The sequence below is a fragment of the Streptomyces sp. UW30 genome (assembly GCF_008042075.1).
Lineage (GTDB): Bacteria > Actinomycetota > Actinomycetes > Streptomycetales > Streptomycetaceae > Streptomyces.
Map to the genome: position 1 here is coordinate 1 of NZ_RDBN01000174.1, position 17,946 is coordinate 17,946.

Consider the following 17,946-nt stretch of genomic DNA (forward strand, 5'->3'; position numbering starts at 1 on the left):
GTTTTGTGGGGACGGGGTCTGCGGCGAGTGTGATGTCGGGGCGGGTGGCGTATGCGTTGGGGTTGGAGGGTCCGGCGGTGACGGTGGACACGGCGTGTTCGTCGGCGTTGGTGGCGCTTCATYTGGCGGTGGGTGCGTTGCGGTCGGGTGAGTGTGGGGTGGCGTTGGCGGGTGGGGTGACGGTGATGTCGTCGCCTGCTGCGTTTGTTGAGTTTTCGCGTCAGCGTGGTCTTGCGGTGGAYGGYCGGTGCAAGGCGTTTGGTGAGGGTGCGGATGGGACGGTGTGGGGTGAGGGCGCCGGGATYCTGGTTCTGGAACGGCTCTCGGATGCCCGTCGCAATGGGCATTCGGTGTTGGCGGTGGTGCGGGGGAGTGCGGTCAATCAGGATGGTGCGTCCAATGGGTTGACGGCGCCGAATGGTCCGTCGCAGCAGCGCGTCATCCGCCAGGCATTGAAGACCGCCCGAATCTCCGCTGCCGACGTCGACGTTGTCGAGGCGCATGGCACGGGTACGACGCTCGGCGACCCGATCGAAGCGCAGGCCTTGCTTGCCACCTACGGCCAGGAACGAACCGACGGACCGTTGTGGCTGGGGTCGGTGAAGTCGAACCTCGGGCACACGCAGGCTGCGGCCGGTGTCGCCGGTGTCATCAAGATGGTGCTGGCGATGCAGCGAGAGTCGCTGCCGGCCACGCTCCACGTGGATCGGCCTTCCTCGCACGTGGACTGGGACGCGGGGCAGGTCCGCCTGCTGACGGAGTCGCGGGCGTGGCCGCGTGGCGAGCGGCCGAGGCGGGCGGGTGTCTCGGCGTTCGGGATCAGCGGAACCAACGCCCACGTCATCCTCGAAGAAGCCCCTGAGCCGGAGCAGTCGGAGCTGCCCGCATCCGACTCCTCGCTCCTGCCGGTCCCCTGGGTGCTGTCCGCCCACCGACCCGAGTCGCTGACCCAGCAGGCCGCCCGTCACGCCGCGGCGCTCACCGATGACCACTCGGCACAGGATGTCGGCTACTCGCTGGCCACCACCCGTGCCGACCTGACCCACCGCGCCGTTGCCCTCGGCCCCGACACCCGAACGCTGGCCGCCGCCCTCACCTCTTTCAGCGCCGGGACGCCGACCCCGGACATCGTCAGCGGGGCCGTCACCGAGGGCGGCACGGCGTGGTTGTTCACCGGCCAGGGCAGTCAACGCCCTGGAATGGGAGGGGAGTTGTACGCCCGTTTCCCCGTGTTCGCCAGGACCTTCGACGAGGTGTGCGCGCACCTCGACGGGGAGTTCGACGGCGCCGCCGGCTTCACCACGGGCGTACGGGCCGCGGTCTTCGCGCCGGAGGATTCGACGCAGGCCGCGCTGCTGGACCGTACGGGCTATGCGCAGGCGGCACTCTTCGCCGTACAGGTGTCCCTGGTGGAGCTGCTGCGCTCCTGGGGGACCGAGCCCGACTGCGTCGTCGGCCACTCGGTGGGCGAGTTTGCGGCTGCGTATGCGGCCGGGGTCTTCGAACTCCCGGATGCGGTACGGCTGGTGGCGGCTCGGGCGCGGTTGATGCAGGCCCTTCCCGAGGGCGGCGCGATGGCCGCGATCGAGGCCGCCGAGGAGGAAGTCGCCCCGGTGTTGGACGGGGATGTGGCGATCGCCGCGGTGAACGGGCTGCGGTCCGTCGTGGTGTCGGGCGCCGAAAGCGCCGTCGAGGCCGTCCGCGCCACGTTCCACGACCGTGGCTGCCGTACGAAGCGACTGCGCGTCAGCCACGCCTTCCACTCGCCCCTGATGAAGCCGGTCCTGGACGACTTCGCCTCCGTGGCCGACGGGATCGCCTACCGCACGCCGACCGTGCCCGCCGTCAGCACCGTCACCGGGCAGGCGCTGCGGGACGGTGACTGGACCACCGCGCGCTATTGGACGGACCAGATCGTCAAGCCCGTGCGCTTCCATGACGCGATCACCACCGCCACCGCCGGCCAAGGGGTCAGTCGGCTGTTGGAGATCGGCCCGGATCCGGTCCTCAGCGCTCAGGCGCCGGTCGAGGCCACCGTCGCGGTGAGCGTGTTGCGCCGCGAGCGGGCGGAGGTCGCGGCGCTGCTCACCGCCCTCGCCGAGATCTTCGTCCAAGGCGCGGACGTGGACTGGGGGGCTGTGTTCGCCGGGACCGGCGCGCGCCGGGTGGACCTGCCGACGTACGCCTTCCGGCGCCGGCGTTACTGGCTGCCCGACCGTGCCGGTGAGAACAGTGCGATGAGCTTCCTCGGCATCCCTGAGGCCCCGCGCGAGCCGGCCTCGCCCGCCGGTCCCGAGTCCCTGTCCACCTTCGAACCCGAGCCCTCGTCCCTCTCCGCGCCCGCCGACCGCCTCCGTCTGATGCCCCCGGCCGAGCGCGAGAGCGCCGTCCTCGAGCTCGTTCTCGCCCAGGTGGCCCAGGTCCTCGGGCATACCGACACCGATGAGGTCGGCGGCACGCAGCGGTTCCTCGAACTCGGCTTCACATCCCTGTCGCTCGCCGACCTCGGCAACCGTGTCAGCCGCGCCAGCGGAGTGCGGCTGCCGACCTCCGCCCTCTACGAGCACGCCACAGCACGCGCCCTCGCCGCCCACCTCGTGGATGAACTGGCCGTCGGGCAGGGGCAGTCGGCCGTACCCACCGACTCGGTGACCGCGTTGGTGCGGTACGCCTTCGAGCGGGAGCAGTACGACAAGGGGCTGGACGTGCTGCACCTCGCGGCCGCGATGCGGCCGGGGTTCGGCCTGCCGGACACCTCGTCCGGCCGGGCGGCCGACCCGGACGCGCGGCCCGGCGCGACGGCCTCCGGACCCCGGCCGGTCCGGCTAGCCACCGGCACGGAGGGCGAGGCCCTGCTGTGTCTGCCGTCCCTGGTCGCACCCGCCACCGCGTATCAGTACTCCCGGTTCGCTGCCGCCCTGCACGGCACCCGCGACGTCTGGGTGCTGCCCGCGCCGGGGTACGCGCCCGGCGAGCCCCTGCCCGACAGCCCTGAAGCCGCCGCCGCCCGGCAGGCGCAGGCCGTCCTCGACGCCTTCGGGGACAAGCCGCTCACCCTCGTCGGCTACTCCTCCGGCGGCTGGCAGGCCCACCTCCTGGCCGCCGTACTGGCCGAGGCGGGCGCGGCGCCGCGGGCCGTGGTGCTGCTCGACTCGCCCAAGACGCCCGACGAGAACCTCGCGCTCGCCATGGTCGCCACCTCCTGCCGGCTCATGCGCGACTTCCCCGACGTCCCGGTCGACGCCGACCAGCTCACCGCGACCGCCCACTACGGCCGCCTGTTCGACCGCTGGCGGCCCGCGCCGGCCGCCGACACGCCGAGCACCCTGTTCGTGGCCGCCGCCGAACACGACCCTGCCCTGCTGCTGGGCGCCGACCGGCCGACCTGGCCGCTGCCGCACGAGGCGGTGGAAGTGCCCGGCACCCACGTCAGCCTGCTGGACCGCGACGCCGACACCACGGCTCGCGCCGTCCACGCCTGGCTGCTGGAGCGCTGAACACGCCGAGGGCCGCCACGCGGTGTGCGCGGCGGCCCTCGGCGTTCGACCGGCAGAGCCGGGTGCCCGGTCAGTCGTCGAGCAGGCGGATCGGGTCCTCCTGCTCGTACCAGCCGAGGAACGGCGGGCACAGGCCCCAGCCCAGCAGCCGCTGGAGCTCCTCGGGATATTCACGGACGATCTCCCGCGGCACGGCCAGATACTGGTTCTCCTCCTGGCGCAGATTGCCGCGCACCAGCGCGAGCGTGAGGCCCGTGCGCGCGTCGTCGGCGAGGTTCGCGCCACCGCCGTGGAACAGACCGCCGACCCAGATCAGGCAGGACCCCGGGTCCATCTCCGCCTGCACGGCCTCCTCCGGGCGCGGCGCACGCTCCGCCTCCCACAGGTGGCTGCCCGGGTAGACCATCGTGGCGCCGTTCTCCTCGGTGAACTCGCTCATCGCCAGCATGATCTGCACCCGGTTCGTGGGGCCGGGGCTGGGCAGCAGGTGCGCGATGTCGTCGCGGTGCGGCGGCTGCGCGGTCTCGCCGGGCCAGATCTGGATCACTTGGGTGATGCTGACCTGGACGTTCGGGGCGAGATCGGTGCGCTGCCGGCCGAACCAGTTCGTCGAGGGACGCTCGATCAGGTCCCGGGCTGTGCCCAGATACAGCGGGTCGAGTGCGATCCGCTCCATGTGCCGGGAACGGGCGAACAGTGAGCTGAGCCGCTTGGTGCGCTGGCCGGTGAACGAGCTGTCCCCGTAGCCGACTGCGTCGAGCGCGGGACCGAGGTCGTCCCACAGACCCTTCAGGGTCGTCTCGTCGACGAGGTTCTCGACGATCACACCGCCGTCGCGTTCCAGGACGGCGGTGACGTCGGACACCGGTGCGGTGGCGGGAAGCCGGGTCAGGTCTGCGGGCATGCGAAATCCTGGTTCTGTCGGTTCGGGTCGGCGAAGCGCCTCGGTCTCGGTCGGCGACGCCGTTCGGCCGGCGACGCCGCTCGGTGGGCGTCGGCGCAGCGGTCCGGCGCCCGGCCGGTCACCAGCGCACCGGCAGTTCGGCGAGCCCGTACAGCACGCCGTAGTCCTTGTGGCGCAGGTCCTCGACGGCGCAGTCGAGCCGGATGCCGGGCAGCCGCTCGAAGAGGACGCGGTAGGCCAGTTCCATCTCGATGCGTACGAGATGCTGGCCGAGGCACTTGTGCCGGCCGTGCCCGAAGGCGACGTGGCCTTGCGCCGAGCGGCCCGGGTCGAAGGCGTGCGGGCAGGCGAACCTGCCGTCGTCGAAGTTGGCGGCGGCCACCAGCGGTGCCACGCCCTCGCCCGCCCTGATCAGCTGGCCGCCGATCTCCACGTCCGCCACGGCCACCCGCAACGGCACCAGGTCGGCGACGGAGTAGAACCGCAGCAGTTCGTCCACGATGCCCGGGTCGCCGATCCACTCCGGGTGCGTCATGAGGGGTACCGCGCCCAGGGCGATGTTGTTGGCGGTGGTCTCCTGGCCGGCGATGAGCAGCAGCAGGGCGGCTCCGCCGACCTCCATCGGGGCCAGTTCCCCGGAGGCGATCATCGTGCTGATCATGTCGTCACCGGGCCGGTGCCGCTTGATGGTGACCATCCGGCCCAGATAGCGCAGGAGTTCCGTGGTCGCCTGGTCCCGCTCCTCGTCGGTGGCGGAGAGGGTGACCAGTACCGAGATACGAGACTCGAAGAACGCCCGGTCGACGTGGGGCACGCCCAGCAGCTCGCAGATCACCAGCGACGGAATCGGCACCGCGTAGTCCGCGACCAGGTCGGCCGGACTGCCCTTGGCGACCAGCGACTCCACGCAGTCCTCGACGACCTTCTCGATGCGGGGGCGCAGTTCCTTCATCCGCCGCGCGGTGAAGTCCTGCATGAGGATCTTGCGGTAGCGGTCGTGCTCGGGCGGGTCGAGGGTGGCGAACCAGCCGGGGATCTGGGTCTGCGCGGGCGGCCCGCCCGTACGTCCGGGGGTGGGGAACCCCTCGTTGCGGGAGTCCGAGCTCAGATGCGGGTGGAGCAGGGCCTCCCGCACGTCCTCGAACCGGGTCAGCAGCCAGACCCGCTGGCCGCCCGGCATCATCGACCACGCCAGCCCGTCGCGCCCCCGCAACTCGGCATAGCCGGGCGGGGGGAAGGGCTCGCCGGGCTGGCGGAACGGGAAGTCGACCTGCCGTGCGGCGTCGTCCTTCATGTCTGTCGCTGTCACGTGCCGTCCCCTCTCACCGGGCGGTGCACCGGGACTTCGTGACCCCGATGCGAGACGAAGGATGGGCCGCCCGCGCCGGGCAAATCCCTAGTCCTGGCACGGGATCCGAAGCCCCAGGGGGCGGTTGTGGGGTTGTGCCGGGGGTTGAAGTCTCGGCGGGCGGTTGTGGGGTTGTGCCGGGGTCGAAGTTCCGGCGGGCGGTTGTGGGGTTGTGCCGGGGTCGAAGTTCCGGCGGGCGGTTGTGGGGTTGTGCCGGGGTCGAAGTTCCGGCGGGCGGTTGTGGGGTTGTGCCGGGGTCGAAGTCCCGGCAGGCGGTTGCGATGTTGGGCCGGGACCGAAGCCCCGGCAGGCGAAACGGGGATGTGCCGGGAACGCCGCGCTACCACCGCACCGGCAGCTCCGCAGGTCCGCCGACGAGTCGCCCGGCACTGGTCATGAGCTCCTCGTGCGCGACCGTCGGACGCAGCCCCGGCATGCGCTCGAACAGCGCGGTGAACGCCTCCGCCAGCTCGATACGGGCCAGTGAGGCGCCGAGGCAGTGCCAGATGCCGTGCCCGAACGACAGATGCGGGTTGGGCGCACGGCGCGGGTCGAACTCCCCGGCCTCCTCGAAGACGCGCTCGTCATGGTTGGCCAGCGCGAAGTCCAGCAGCACCAGGTCGCCGGCCCGGATGGTCACCCCGGCGATCTCGATGTCGGCGGCGGCGTAGCGGGGCAGGACGGAGCCGGACTGCTTGCCGTTGCGCAGAATCTCCTCCACCAGCGCGGACATGGCCTCCGGGTCGCCGAGCGCCGTCCGCTGCCGCTCGGGGTGGCGGGTGAGCAGTGCGACGCCGAGGGTGATGAAACTCGCCACGCTCTCCAGGCCCGCCATCAGCAGCGTCGCGGCGAGCGCGGCGGCCTGCTCGGTGGGGACGTCGGCGGCGACGAGCCGGGACAGGACGTCGTCCAGCGGTTCGGCCCGCTTCGCCTCGGCGAGCGCGCCGAACAGGGCGAACAGCGGGCCCGGGCCGGGCGCGGCCTGCCCGTCCTTGCCGACCCGGCCGATGTCGGCGAGCAGTTGCGCGGCGCGTTCGCGCTGCTCGGCGGGCACACCGATCAGCTCGTGCAGGATGCTCAGGGAGTACGGCAGGGCGAACTGCCCGTGCAGATCGGCGGGTTGCTCACGCTCCGCGAAGTCCGCGGCGAGCGCCCGCGCGGCGGCCGCGACGCGGGGCCTCAGCTCCTGCATGCGGCGCGCCGCGAACTGCGGGCCGAGGAGGGCACGCACCTGGCGGTGCATCTCGCGGGCCGTGTCGGCGTCGTCGATGATCAGCATCTCGACGAGCGGGCTGTCGACGTACTTGGGTGCGGTGGCGGGGCTGGGATGGAAACGGCCCAGCCGCTGGTCGTGGAGGAGGGCCTTCGTCTCGGCGTGCCGGGTGACGAGCCAGGCCTCGTCGCCGGCCGGGGTCCGCACGCGGCGGACGGCGGCCTCGTCCCGCAGCGCCCGCAGCGGGCCGGCGGCGAAGACGGGGCGCGAGTCGGTGTCGAGCACAGGTAAGGGGGGTGTGTGCGGCATGGGGCCGAGCCTGGCGCCCCGGGACTGATCAATTCCCGAGAGTTCGGGGCGTCGTCCCGCGATACTGCTCATGTGTGGTGCGCCACACTCAGATGTGAATCCCGCTCATCTTCCACGCCGCGGACCTCCACTGAACCGGACCCAGTTACTCCGGTCCGCCCTCTGACCGGCGGCAGGGCGCCACGGGCCGTCCTGTGTTGGCGATCGTGAATGAGTGAACGGCCCTCCGGTAGGCGTGCGACCGCATCGCGCGCGGGCGATGAACACCCCTGCTCGTGCGTATGATCGGACGAGAAAAGGGTCGTTCGGTTCGTACTTTCCGCCAACTCCTTTGTGTGGCGGGGCAATACAGGAGACGCGGTGGCTTTAACCTCCGGCCTGAAGGCGGAAGACGAGCCTGCGCTCGTCGGTCGAGACCTGGAACTCGCCCTGATCCGTGAGCACTTCCACGGTTCGGGCGACGGACGTGCGGTCCTGCTGCGGGGAGCACCCGGCATCGGCAAGACCCGGCTCATGCACGCGGCGCTCGCCGAACCGGACGCCGACGCCCGTGTCCTCACCGTCAAGTGCCAGGAGAGCGGCGGCGCCGCCTACGAGGCGGTGCGCGGACTGTTCGCACCGCTGGGCCTCACCGACGGCGATCCCGCGCGGCATCCGCTGCTCGCCGGAAGTGCCGCGCTGGCGGGCAGCGCCGCGCTCGCCCTGCCCGCCCTCACCGCGGACGGCGCCTTTGACGGCGAGCCCGCCGACATGTACGGCGTCATGCACGGCCTGTACTGGCTCACCGCCTCGCTCGCCGCCGAGCGGCCCCTGGTCCTCGCGGTCGACGACGTCCAGTGGTGCGACGAGGCGTCGCTGCGCTGGCTGGGCTTCCTGCTGCGGCGGGCCGAGGGCCTGCCGGTCACCCTGCTCCTCACGCTGCGCACCGAGGTCGAGCCCGCGCTGCCCGACGTGCTGGACGAGATGGCCGACGCCGCCTCCTGCCTCACCGTCGACGTGGAGCCGCTCACCGACGACGCCGTACGCGAGATGCTCGCCGCATCCCTCGCCGTCACGCCCGACGCCGCCGTCGTCTCACGCTGCATGGAGCTCACCGGCGGCACCCCGTTCCTGGTCCAGCTCCTCGTCCGCGAGCTGAGGGAACGCGCCCCGGACGCCGGACTCGACGCCGACGCACTCCGCGACGGTCTCGGGCACGGCACCGTGGCCCGCTTCCACCTCGACCGGCTCACCCCCGAACGGCTCGCGGTGGCCAAGGCGCTCGCGGTCCTGGAATCCGACGACATCGAAACCGTCGCCGCCCTCGCCGGCACCACCCCGGGCCCGGCCGCCCGCGCGGTCGACGCCCTGCGCGCCGCCGGCCTGCTGCGCCCCGACTCCCTCGCCTACCGGCACGACCTCATGCGCCAGGCCGTCCTGGACGAGACGCCGGCCGACGAACGCCTCGCGCTGCGCGAGCGCGCCGCACGCCTGCTCAACGACTCCGGGCACCCCAGCGACCAGGTCGCCGTCCAGCTGATGCACCTGCCCGAGGTGCCCGAGCCCTGGATGGTCACCGTCCTGCGGTCCGCCGCACTCGGCGCCGAGCAGCGCGGCGCCCCTGCCACCGCCGGCGAGTACCTCTCCCGCGCCCTGCGGCACGACCTCGACGACATCGAGCTGCTGTCCGCCTCGGCCCGGGTCCTCGCCCACTCCGACCACCCCACCGCGCTCAGCCGGCTGGAACACGCGCTGTCCCTCGCCACCGACCCGCGCCTGCGCTGCCGTCTCGTCCTTCAGTACGTCATCACCTCGCTCGGCGCCCAGAACTCGCTGCGGGCCTTCGAACTGGTCGGCGAGACACTGCCCATGGTCGAGTCCGCACTCGGCGACGCCCCGGACGAACAGGCGCTGCGCACCCTCGTGGAGGCGATGGCGCTGGTCTCCGGGCTCGATGAGGTGTCCACCGTGCGCCGCGTCAGCGAGCGCTTCCGCGACCACACCCTGCCGCCCGGCGAGACCGCCGAGGAGCGCCTGCTGCTCGGCATGCTGTGCGCGCTCGGCACCCTGGAGGGCCGCCCCGCCGCCGAACTGGTCCCGGCCGCCGAGCGGGTCCTGCGGGTCGGGGACGTATTGCTCGGCGGCTGGGGCGCCCTCGGCGCCAGCCTCACCCTCTACCTCGCCGACGAGATCAAGCCCGTCGAGTTCGTGCTCACCACTCTGCTCGAACACGCCCAAAAGCGGGGCCAGGCCTGGAACAGCGCCCTCGYCTCCACCACCCGCGCCCAGGTGCACATGTGGGCCGGCAACATCGCGCAGGCGCTGGCGGACGCACAGCTCGCCTTCGACCTCGTCCACCGCGACCTGCGGGTGAAGAGTGTCGTCGGACCGCACTGCACCCTCGCGGACGTCCTGGTCCTGCGGGGCGACGCCCAACGCGCCGAAGAGCTCCTCGATCTGGTGCGCCGGCCCCGCCTGGACCAGTTCGCACTGGAGTCGCACACCTACATGATGAGCCGGGCCCGGACGCGTGCCGCGCTCGGCGACCCGGAGGGCGCCCTCGGCCATCTCATACGGTGCGGTGACAGCCTCGCCGAGGCAGGCATCGGCAACCCCGTCCTGGCCCCCTGGTGGTACGACGCCGCGCAACTGCTCGCCGACCTTGGCCGGCACGGGGAGGGACGGGACGTCGTCGAACGCGTGGCGCCGTCCGTCGGGCGCTGGGGCACGCCCCGCGCCCAGGGCATGCTCGCCGTCGCCCGCGGTGTCCTCACCCCCGGCGACACCGGCATCGACGAACTGACCGAGGCCGCCCGTCTCCTCGACGGCAGCCCGGGCCGCCTGGAGCACGCACGTGCCGAGTATCTGCTGGGCCGGCGGCTGTTGGAGCGCGGCGACCTCGAGGGTGCGCGCGAACGGCTGCGGCGGGCCATCGACATCGCCGTACTGTGCGGGGACCGGCAGCTCCTCGACCAGGCCGTGCCCGCCCTCGGGGCGGCCGGCGGACGGCTGCGGCACGGCACCGAGTCACCGACCGACGCACTGAGCGGAAGCGAACGGCAGGTCGCCGACCGGGCCGCCGCCGGAGCCACCAACCGGGAGATCGCCGAGGCTCTGTTCCTCACCATGCGCACGGTGGAGTTCCACCTCACGAGCGTGTACCGCAAGCTCGGCATCCGAGGCCGGGGCGAACTCGCGGCCGTCCTCGCCGCCGAGCGCAGACCCGTCGGCTGAGGGCGCGGCCGCCAGCAACGAAGTTTAGGGTTTTGCAGGTGGCGCGCCGCGTTCAATGGGCGGCGACGGCGGGCCGGTTGCCGCTGTCGTACCGACGAAACCTCTGGAAAGGGACGCCCATGTCGCGTATCGCCGACGACGCCACCACGGCGTGGATCCGCCGCTACCATCCCTGTGCCGGCAGCGCCGTACGGCTGGTCTGCTTTCCGCACGCGGGTGGTTCGGCCAGCTTCTTCCACCCGGTGTCGGTGCGCTTCTCGCCGGACGTCGACGTGGTCGCGCTGCAGTACCCGGGACGCCAGGACCGGCGCACCGAGAGTTGCGTCGAGGACATCGGCAAGCTCGCGGACCTGCTGTGCGAGGAGATCCGTGAGCTGAGCGAGAAGCCCACCGTGTTCTTCGGCCACAGCATGGGCGCCGTCCTGGCCTTCGAGACGGCGCTGCGGCTGGAGGAGCTCAGCGCCAATCCGCCGCGCGCCGTCATCGCCTCGGGCCGGCGCGCCCCGTCCTCCCACCGGGACGAGCGGGTGCACCAGCAGGACGACGCGGGGGTGATCACGGAGCTGCGGCTGCTCAACGGCACCGACGCGGCCGTGTTCGGCAACGACGAGCTGCTGCGGATGGCGCTGCCCGCGATCCGGGGCGACTACCGCGCCATCGAGACCTACACCTGCCCGCCCGGACGCCGGATGCGCGGCGCGCTGACCGTCCTGACGGGCGACGCCGACCCGCGCACGACCCTGGCGGAGGCGGAGTCCTGGCGCGACCACACCGAGGGCGCCTTCCGTATGCGGGTCTTCGCCGGCGGCCACTTCTTCCTCACCGGCCACCTGAACGAGGTGTACGCCGAGATTCTGACGGAGCTCGAAACCGCCCGCACGGCTGGGCCCTGAAACCCCCGAAGGCCCCGCCGGGGGGAGACGGCGGGGCCTTCGGGGGTTGGGAAAGGTCGCGGTCAGTCGGACACGAACTCCGGGCGCACCCGCGGCGGCCACTGACCGACGGCGAAGACACCGAGGGAATAGCTCTTCGATATCAGCGCCGGCCGGTTGGTCACCTTCATCTTCCGCAACAGCGAGGAGACGTGATACTCCACTCCGCCGCGGCTGAGGAAGAGTTTCGTGGCGAGCTGCACCGTCGACTCGCCCGATGCCACTCCCTCCAGTATGCGGGCATGCATCGGGCTGAACAGTTTGCGCCGGGCGTTGGCGATCTGCGGACCGGTCTCGGACTGCTCCGGGTCGACCAGCACCAGAATTCGGTCCACCCGGCCGATACCGCTCCGCACGGCGATTCCGGTCATCTCGCCCCGGAATACGGCGTCCTTCGCACCCAGCGCGACCAAGTGGTCGGCGAACCGGGGACTTTGACCGTCCGCCAGACGGATCAACTCGTTCTTCAGCTTGCCCTGCACACTGGGATGCAGGAGTTCACAGAAGTCCCTTCCCGTTCCTTGCCCGGGGGTCCAGTCGAATTGGTGGGCGAAGGATCGGTTCGCCTCCATTATCCGGAATTCCAGATCGAGGTTGGCGATGCAAACGAGGGACTGCTCGAAAAGCGCCAAATAATTGTCGCGATACGGTTCCGGAGACCAGTTCCGCGGTGCGTCGGGCAGGATCTCTGCGGAGTCTAGGCCGGCGTTTTTCATGGGGGGTGGGCCACTCTCTCTCAGCGCTCATGACCAGTGGTGCATCCCGCAGCGGGGAGTGTTCCTTCACCCATGACATTGCCATCGAATGAAAATACATGTCAAGGCATACAGGGTTCACCGGGCCCAATTCAAGCCTAAGACTGCGGTGCCCGCCGGCGGGGGTTCGGTGCGCATTGCGGTCCCGTATGCGGACGTCTTTTGAGTACCGTTCGGTAACCTGCGAACGCAACGCTCAAGTAACGCTCAAGTAAGGACTTGTGCACGTCAGCGCGATTGTCCGGACATGCATCCTGTCGTCTGAGTTGCGGTAGCGAAGCTGGTGGAAAACCGGCGGCTCTGCGTTCCGTGGATGCCATGAACACAATGAACAAAACTCCGCGCAGGTCGGTGGTATAGATCAAAGCCGTGCCGGGCAGGCTAGCGGGTTTCGTCCATTCCCATGGCGTGGGCCAGTTGTTCCCGGCCGGTAATGCAGAATTTGCGGTACGAGCTCGTGAGGTGTCTTTCCACGGCCCGCACACTCGTATCGAGTTCCTTCGCGATCTCCCTATTGCTCAGACCGCGTACCGCACGTTCCGCCACCCTCGTCTCGGCCGGGGTGAGCCCGGCCGCGAGCGCTTGGGCAGGGCGAACGCTGCCGGGTTCGGCGTCGGACGGCGCGTTGAGCAATTCGTCGGCCAGTCCGCGGCCGCGCCGGAAGAGCCGGTCGCCCTGCGGAGCCGACTGACGTTGCAGACGTCGGCCCAATTCGGTGAGGGCGTGGGCCAACTCCAGTCGGCTGCCCTCTGTTTCGACGGTGTCGACGGCCTGCCGCAGCAGCTCGATGCCCGCCGCGCCCTCGGTGATGCTGCCGAGCAGGCGCAGCGCCCGGCTCAGCATGGTCGACGCGCCCCAGTCCAGGGCGCGCTCGTGATGAGTCCGGGCGGCGGCGAGGGCCTCGGCGGTCCGGCCCGCGCGGTGGTGGATCAGGGCGACCCGGATCTGCCAGTGCGCGAACGCCGGGTTCACCCATCCGGCTCGCTCCAGGACACGCCCGCAGTCCAGATAGTGCGCCAGCGCCTGCGGCAGGTTCCCCCGGTGTTCCGCGAGCATCCCGTTGAGGGCCCCGACCATGGCGAACATCCGTAGGTCGGCGGGCGGTTCGGCGGGATCCAGGAGCCGCGCGCCGAGTTTGGCGTCGCCCAGTTCGAGAGCCACCTGCCCGAGAACCAGAGTGGGGTGCACCCGGTTCCCGTATGTTCCGCCCTCGGCGAGTGCGAGGGCGCGCATCCCGCATTCCCGGGCCGCACCGACCTCGCCCCGTGCCAGCAGGGCGAGACCATGCACCGCCTCGACCCGGGCCAGGGTGGCGCGGTTGCCCTCCTGCGCGGCGTGCAGACGCGCCGCGTCCAGCCAGGAGGCGGCGACGTGCGGGCTGTCCGTGCAGTAGAGCACCGGCGGCAGAAGTTCGAGCGCGAGGCCGCTCAGGGCGGTGTGGGCCGGCTCCTCCTCCAGGACCTGCCGGGCCATCCGGGCCACGGTGCGGTGGTCGGACTGCCCGCCCATGGCCGCCGAGAACACGAGGACGGTGCGCAGTTCGCGCTCGGCCGCCGAGGCGCCGCGGCGCTGCTCGTCGAGGTCGAGCAGCCGGCGCGCCGCCGATGTCACCAGCCCGGGATCCTCCAGGCCGGCGTACCGTGCCCGGGCCTCCAGCCGCATCGCGAGGTACCCGCCCTGGCGGTCGCCCTCCCGCGGAGTACCGAGGCCGGCGGCCGTCTCCCGGACGAGGGCGGCGACCTCGGGGTCGCTGCGCACGATGTCCAGCGGGGTGCTGGAGACGACCTCGGCACGGCGTCGCAGCCGGGGCATGAGCCGCGCGGCCTGCACGAAGTGGCGGCCCGCGACCGGGGACCTCAGGTCCAGCTCGGTGACCCCGAGTTCGTACAGCAACTCGGCGCGGACGTGGCTGGTGGCGGCTACGTCGACGAGGGCGCGGCCGAGATAGCGCACGGCCGTCTCCGGCGCGCCCCGGCGGCGGGCGGCCGCCGCCGCGGCCCGCAACTGGTGGATCTCCCACGGGTCGCCGAGCCGGTCGACGTGCAGGAGCGGCGCCGCGACCTCCTCCGGTCCGGCGCCGCACGCGTCGAGCAGGGCCGACGCCTGCCGGTGGCGGCGGGAGCTCTCCTCGTCCCCCATGGCCCGCAGGACGACGGCGCAGGCGGCGCGTGTGTGGGCGGCCTCGCCCTGGTCGGCGGTGGACGGCCACGCGTGCGTGAGGACCTCACGGGCGTACCCGCACTGCTGCCGGGTCAGCCCCGCGAGCCGTGCGACGAGGTCGTCCGTGGCGTGATCGGCGAGCACGGCGGTCGCCTTGAGGAAGGCGTCGAGGACGGGTTCGCGCCGCAGCAGCGACAGCAACCGCTCGCGGCGCAGCGACTCGCCGAGCCCGCGCAGGCGCTGCGTGTGCCAGTGGGGTGTGCCGAGGCGTCGCAGCCGGGCCCGGTCGCACAGCACCCTCAGGTCCTTCGGGCGGCCCCCGGTGACGTCGTGACAGGTCCGGCTGAAGTCCTCGGGGCAGCCGGCCCCGAAGTGGTGGGCCACCAGCGCCGCCGTACCCCGGCGGGTCAGCCCGCGGGCCCGGACGCGGCGGGTGGCGGCCGCTGAGATCTCGCCGACGAGCGGGTCGCGGGTGCCGAGGCCGTCCTTGCGGACCACGGCCAGCAGCATGCGCAGGCCGTCGAAGCGGGCCGCGAGGTGGGCCAGGGCTCCCAGGGAATCGTCGTCGACCCAGCCCAGGTCGTCGACGGCGAGCACCACGGTCCGCTCGGCGCTGAGGCCGGCGAACAGGATGTGCAGCCAGTGCAGCGTGTCGGCGCGCACGGCGGCGTCGGCCTCGCCGCCCGGGGCGGACGGGCCCAAGGCGGTGGCGATGGGCGGCACCGCGGTGAGCAGGGGCGCGGGCAGGTCGCGTTCGGCGACCAGCGGGAGCACCAGACGGCGGAGCACACCGAAGGGGACGGTGCGTTCGGCGGGCGTGCCGCCGGAGCGCAGCACCAGGGCGCCGGCTGCCGTCGCCCGCTCGGCCAGCTGGTTCAGCAGGGCCGTCGTGCCGGTGCCGGAGCCGCCCTCGATGACGACGAGCACACCGGTGCCCGCCCGGGCGTGGGCCACCGCCTCGTCCAGTACGGCCAGCTCCTGCTCGCGCTCCAGCAGCATGGTTCAGGCGTCCTCCTGCCGGGCTCGCAGGTGGGCGACGAGGGCGGCGCGCCCCTTGACGCCGAGCTTGCGGTAGGTGTTCGTGAGCCGCAGCTCCACGGTGCGGGTGGCCAGGCCCAGTTGGCGGGCGATCTCACGATTGGCCAGACCGGCCACGACGAGGCCGGCCACGTCGCGCTCGGACGGGGTGAGCGGGTCCCGCTCCGGGGCGGTCCCGTCAGGTACCTCGGCGGGCAGATCCGGGGCGGACGCAGTGGTCGTCCAGGGGACCTCGACGCCGTTGTGCGCCAGGGTCTCGTGGGTGCGGGTGCGCAACGCCGTGAACGCGCTCAGCGTCCCCCAGCGCTCGGCGACATCGCGCTCCTTGACGAGCAGGTCGTCCGCGGTGGCGGGGGCGCCGAGGTGATGGTGGGCGACGGCCGCGGCGCTGCGCCACGGTATGAGCATGGGGTTGCGCCAGCGCTTGGCGCGCAGCATGCGGCCGCACTCCTCGAGCAGCAGCAGCGCCCGGGCGGCGTCCCCGTCGATGAGCGCGATTTCGGCGCGGGCGTACAGCAGGAAGGCCGTGGTGACGCTGTGGCCCTCGGGCCGGCTCCGGGCACGCTCCGAGGCCACCCGGGCCTCGTCCACGCGGCCGCAGCGGATCAGGGCGAGGATCTCGGCGGCGGCGAGCCGGGGAGCCAGCAGGCTGTGCCACGACGCGGGCGGGAGGGCCCGTGTGGCGGCGGCCAGCTCGCGCAGCGCGTCCTCACCGCGACCGAGGCGCACCTGTTCCTCGGCGCGGCTGAGCAGGGCCTGGGCGGCCGCCGCGAGGGCGTCGCCCCGGCGGGCGTCCGCCACGACGGCGTCCAGACGGTCGAGGCCGGTGGGCACGTCGTCCGCGCACAGCAGGGCCCGGGCCGCGGCGATGCGGCACATGAACGGCACGGACGCGGGCTCCTCCAGCGCCGCACGGGCGAGTTCGAGAACCCGGGCCCGGTCGTCGCCGCGGGTGGCGAGGGTCCAGGCGAGCACGGCGGACTGCGCGGGGTGGCCGAGGCGGTCGGAGTGGATGGGCGGTGGGGCGACGAGCGGCAGGCCTCCCTTCTCTTTGTGGGCGAGCCGGCCGAGGGCACGCAGCGGACGCAGGTCGTCGTCGGGGATCTTGGTCAGCGCCCGCTGGTGCACGTCGGCGATCACCCAGCGGGCGGTCTCGGCGTCGCCGCGGCTGAGCAGCAGGTCGGCGGCGTTGAGCACGTCCGGCCAGGTCTCGCGGCTGAGGTGGCGCAGCATCACCTGACGCAGCCGTCCGTCCGCGGCCTGCGGGGCGGTGACGGCCTCGGCGGCGGCCAGCCGGATCAGGCGCCGGGCCCGCTCCGTCTCGGTCACCGGCTCGCACAGCGAGTGCCGCAGCGTGGCGGTCGTGAGGTCGGCGGCGTGCCGCGGCCGGGAGGAGGCGACCGCCTCCGACGCCGCCCAGGGGCGCACGAGCGAGGTGACGTCACCGAGGAGCTCGGCGACGGTGCCGAGGCGGGAGCCCTCCGGCCCGTGCAGTGACGCGGCGCGACGGTGCAGCCGGTCGCGTTCGGGCCCGGTCATGCCCGCCAGGACGTCATCGGCGAACCAGGGGTGGCGCAGCTGGGGTATGTCGGTGTCGGCGAGCAGTCCGCAGGCCCGCAGGGCGTCCACGGCGTCGGCGAAGGCGGTGGCGTCGAGCCCAGCGAGGGCCGCGAGCCGGGCCGGCTCCAGCTGGTACCCGCCCACGGCCGTGGCCCGCAGCAGGGCGACGACGTTCTTGGGCAGGCCGTGCAGGGTGGTGAAGGCACGGGTGGACCAGGCGGTGCGGGCGGCGGCGATGAGCTGCGGTACGGCGTCGGTGTCCAGGGGGCGGCCGAGGGCGGAGATCCGGTCGGCTACGGCGTGCAGGACGGCGGGGGACCAGCCGGCGACGCCGGCCGCCGTCAGTACGGACCGCGGCACGGGGCGGCCGACCCGGGCCTCGACCACGCTGCGTGCCTCGGCGGTGGTGAGCGCGTCGAGGCGCAGGGTGTGCACCGGGAAGGGCGCCTCGGGGTGAGCCCCCGCGGCGTCGAGGACCTGACGGACCGGCACGGGGGAGGTGACGACGCCGAGGATGGCGCCCTGCCGGGCGCGGTGGATCACGTCGACCAGCCGGCGCAGCGAATGGGGGTCGGCGAGATGCAGGTCGTCCACGGCCAGCAGCACGGGCCTGCCGGCCGACAGCGCCAGGAGCGTGTCGCACATACGGGCGACGGTGTCCGTCGGGCGGCTGGTGGGGCCGATGCCGGAGGCGAGGGCACCGATCCGGGACGGCCGGCACAGTGTGCCGAGCAGCTGGGTGATGGCGCCGTACGGGATCTGGGACTCGCGTGGTGAACAGCGGGCGACGCCGACGGCGAGGCCCGAGGCCCGGGCCCGGTCGACCGCCCGTTCGAGGACGGCGCTGCGGCCGGAGCCCACGGGGCCGGAGACGACCGCGATGTCCGAGACACCGTCCTCCAGGCGTCGCACGAGTCCGTCGAGGGTGTCGAGCGCGGCCTGGCGGCCGACGAGTTGAGCGGGGACGAAAGCGGGGGTGGTGGTCATGGGCGACCCTGGGGGGTCGCGGCACGGACC

9 protein-coding genes are annotated in these 17,946 nt (G+C 72.6%); 3 read left to right on the forward strand and 6 right to left on the reverse strand.

Annotation, left to right across the window (positions count from 1 at the left end; genetic code table 11):
* Window positions 1–3,497: type I polyketide synthase (locus EAO75_RS48430; RefSeq protein WP_148000946.1), on the forward strand; the 3,497-nt coding region annotated here is incomplete at its 5' end.
* A 70-nt stretch (window positions 3,498–3,567) separates the two neighbouring features.
* Here EAO75_RS48430 and EAO75_RS45345 read toward each other — a convergent pair.
* The 3 genes from EAO75_RS45345 to EAO75_RS45355 all read right to left on the reverse strand — a co-directional run bounded on the left by EAO75_RS45345 (window position 3,568) and on the right by EAO75_RS45355 (window position 7,271).
* Window positions 3,568–4,401: a phytanoyl-CoA dioxygenase family protein gene (locus EAO75_RS45345; protein WP_148000947.1), complete on the reverse strand. Its 834-nt coding sequence runs from the start codon at window positions 4,399–4,401 to the stop codon at window positions 3,568–3,570.
* A gap of 118 nt (window positions 4,402–4,519) precedes the next feature.
* Window positions 4,520–5,695 (reverse strand): cytochrome P450, encoded by a 1,176-nt coding sequence (locus tag EAO75_RS45350; RefSeq protein WP_148000954.1) that lies wholly within the window; start codon window positions 5,693–5,695, stop codon window positions 4,520–4,522.
* A gap of 394 nt (window positions 5,696–6,089) precedes the next feature.
* A complete protein-coding gene (locus tag EAO75_RS45355) occupies window positions 6,090–7,271 on the reverse strand; it encodes a cytochrome P450 (RefSeq protein ID WP_148000948.1) in 1,182 nt (393 codons plus the stop codon).
* Window positions 7,272–7,631: 360 nt separating this feature from the next.
* Here EAO75_RS45355 and EAO75_RS45360 point away from each other — a divergent pair, with 360 nt between their 5' ends.
* Both EAO75_RS45360 and EAO75_RS45365 read left to right on the forward strand, forming a co-directional pair.
* Complete coding sequence (locus EAO75_RS45360) at window positions 7,632–10,484, forward strand: helix-turn-helix transcriptional regulator (RefSeq protein ID WP_148000949.1); 2,853 nt, start codon at window positions 7,632–7,634, stop codon at window positions 10,482–10,484.
* Between the two features lie 119 nt (window positions 10,485–10,603).
* Window positions 10,604–11,377 carry a thioesterase II family protein gene (locus EAO75_RS45365; RefSeq protein WP_148000950.1) on the forward strand — a complete coding sequence of 258 codons (774 nt, stop codon included), beginning with the start codon at window positions 10,604–10,606 and terminating at the stop codon, window positions 11,375–11,377.
* A gap of 62 nt (window positions 11,378–11,439) precedes the next feature.
* Here EAO75_RS45365 and EAO75_RS45370 read toward each other — a convergent pair whose 3' ends face one another.
* The 3 genes from EAO75_RS45370 to EAO75_RS45380 all read right to left on the reverse strand — a co-directional run bounded on the left by EAO75_RS45370 (window position 11,440) and on the right by EAO75_RS45380 (window position 17,916).
* A complete protein-coding gene (locus EAO75_RS45370) occupies window positions 11,440–12,132 on the reverse strand; it encodes a LuxR C-terminal-related transcriptional regulator (protein ID WP_148000951.1) in 693 nt (230 codons plus the stop codon).
* A gap of 420 nt (window positions 12,133–12,552) precedes the next feature.
* Window positions 12,553–15,330, reverse strand: a complete 2,778-nt coding sequence (locus EAO75_RS45375; protein WP_148000952.1) for an AAA family ATPase — start codon at window positions 15,328–15,330, stop codon at window positions 12,553–12,555.
* Window positions 15,331–15,333: 3 nt separating this feature from the next.
* Window positions 15,334–17,916 carry an AAA family ATPase gene (locus tag EAO75_RS45380; RefSeq protein ID WP_148000953.1) on the reverse strand — a complete coding sequence of 861 codons (2,583 nt, stop codon included), beginning with the start codon at window positions 17,914–17,916 and terminating at the stop codon, window positions 15,334–15,336.
* Between the last annotated feature and the right edge of the window lie 30 nt (window positions 17,917–17,946).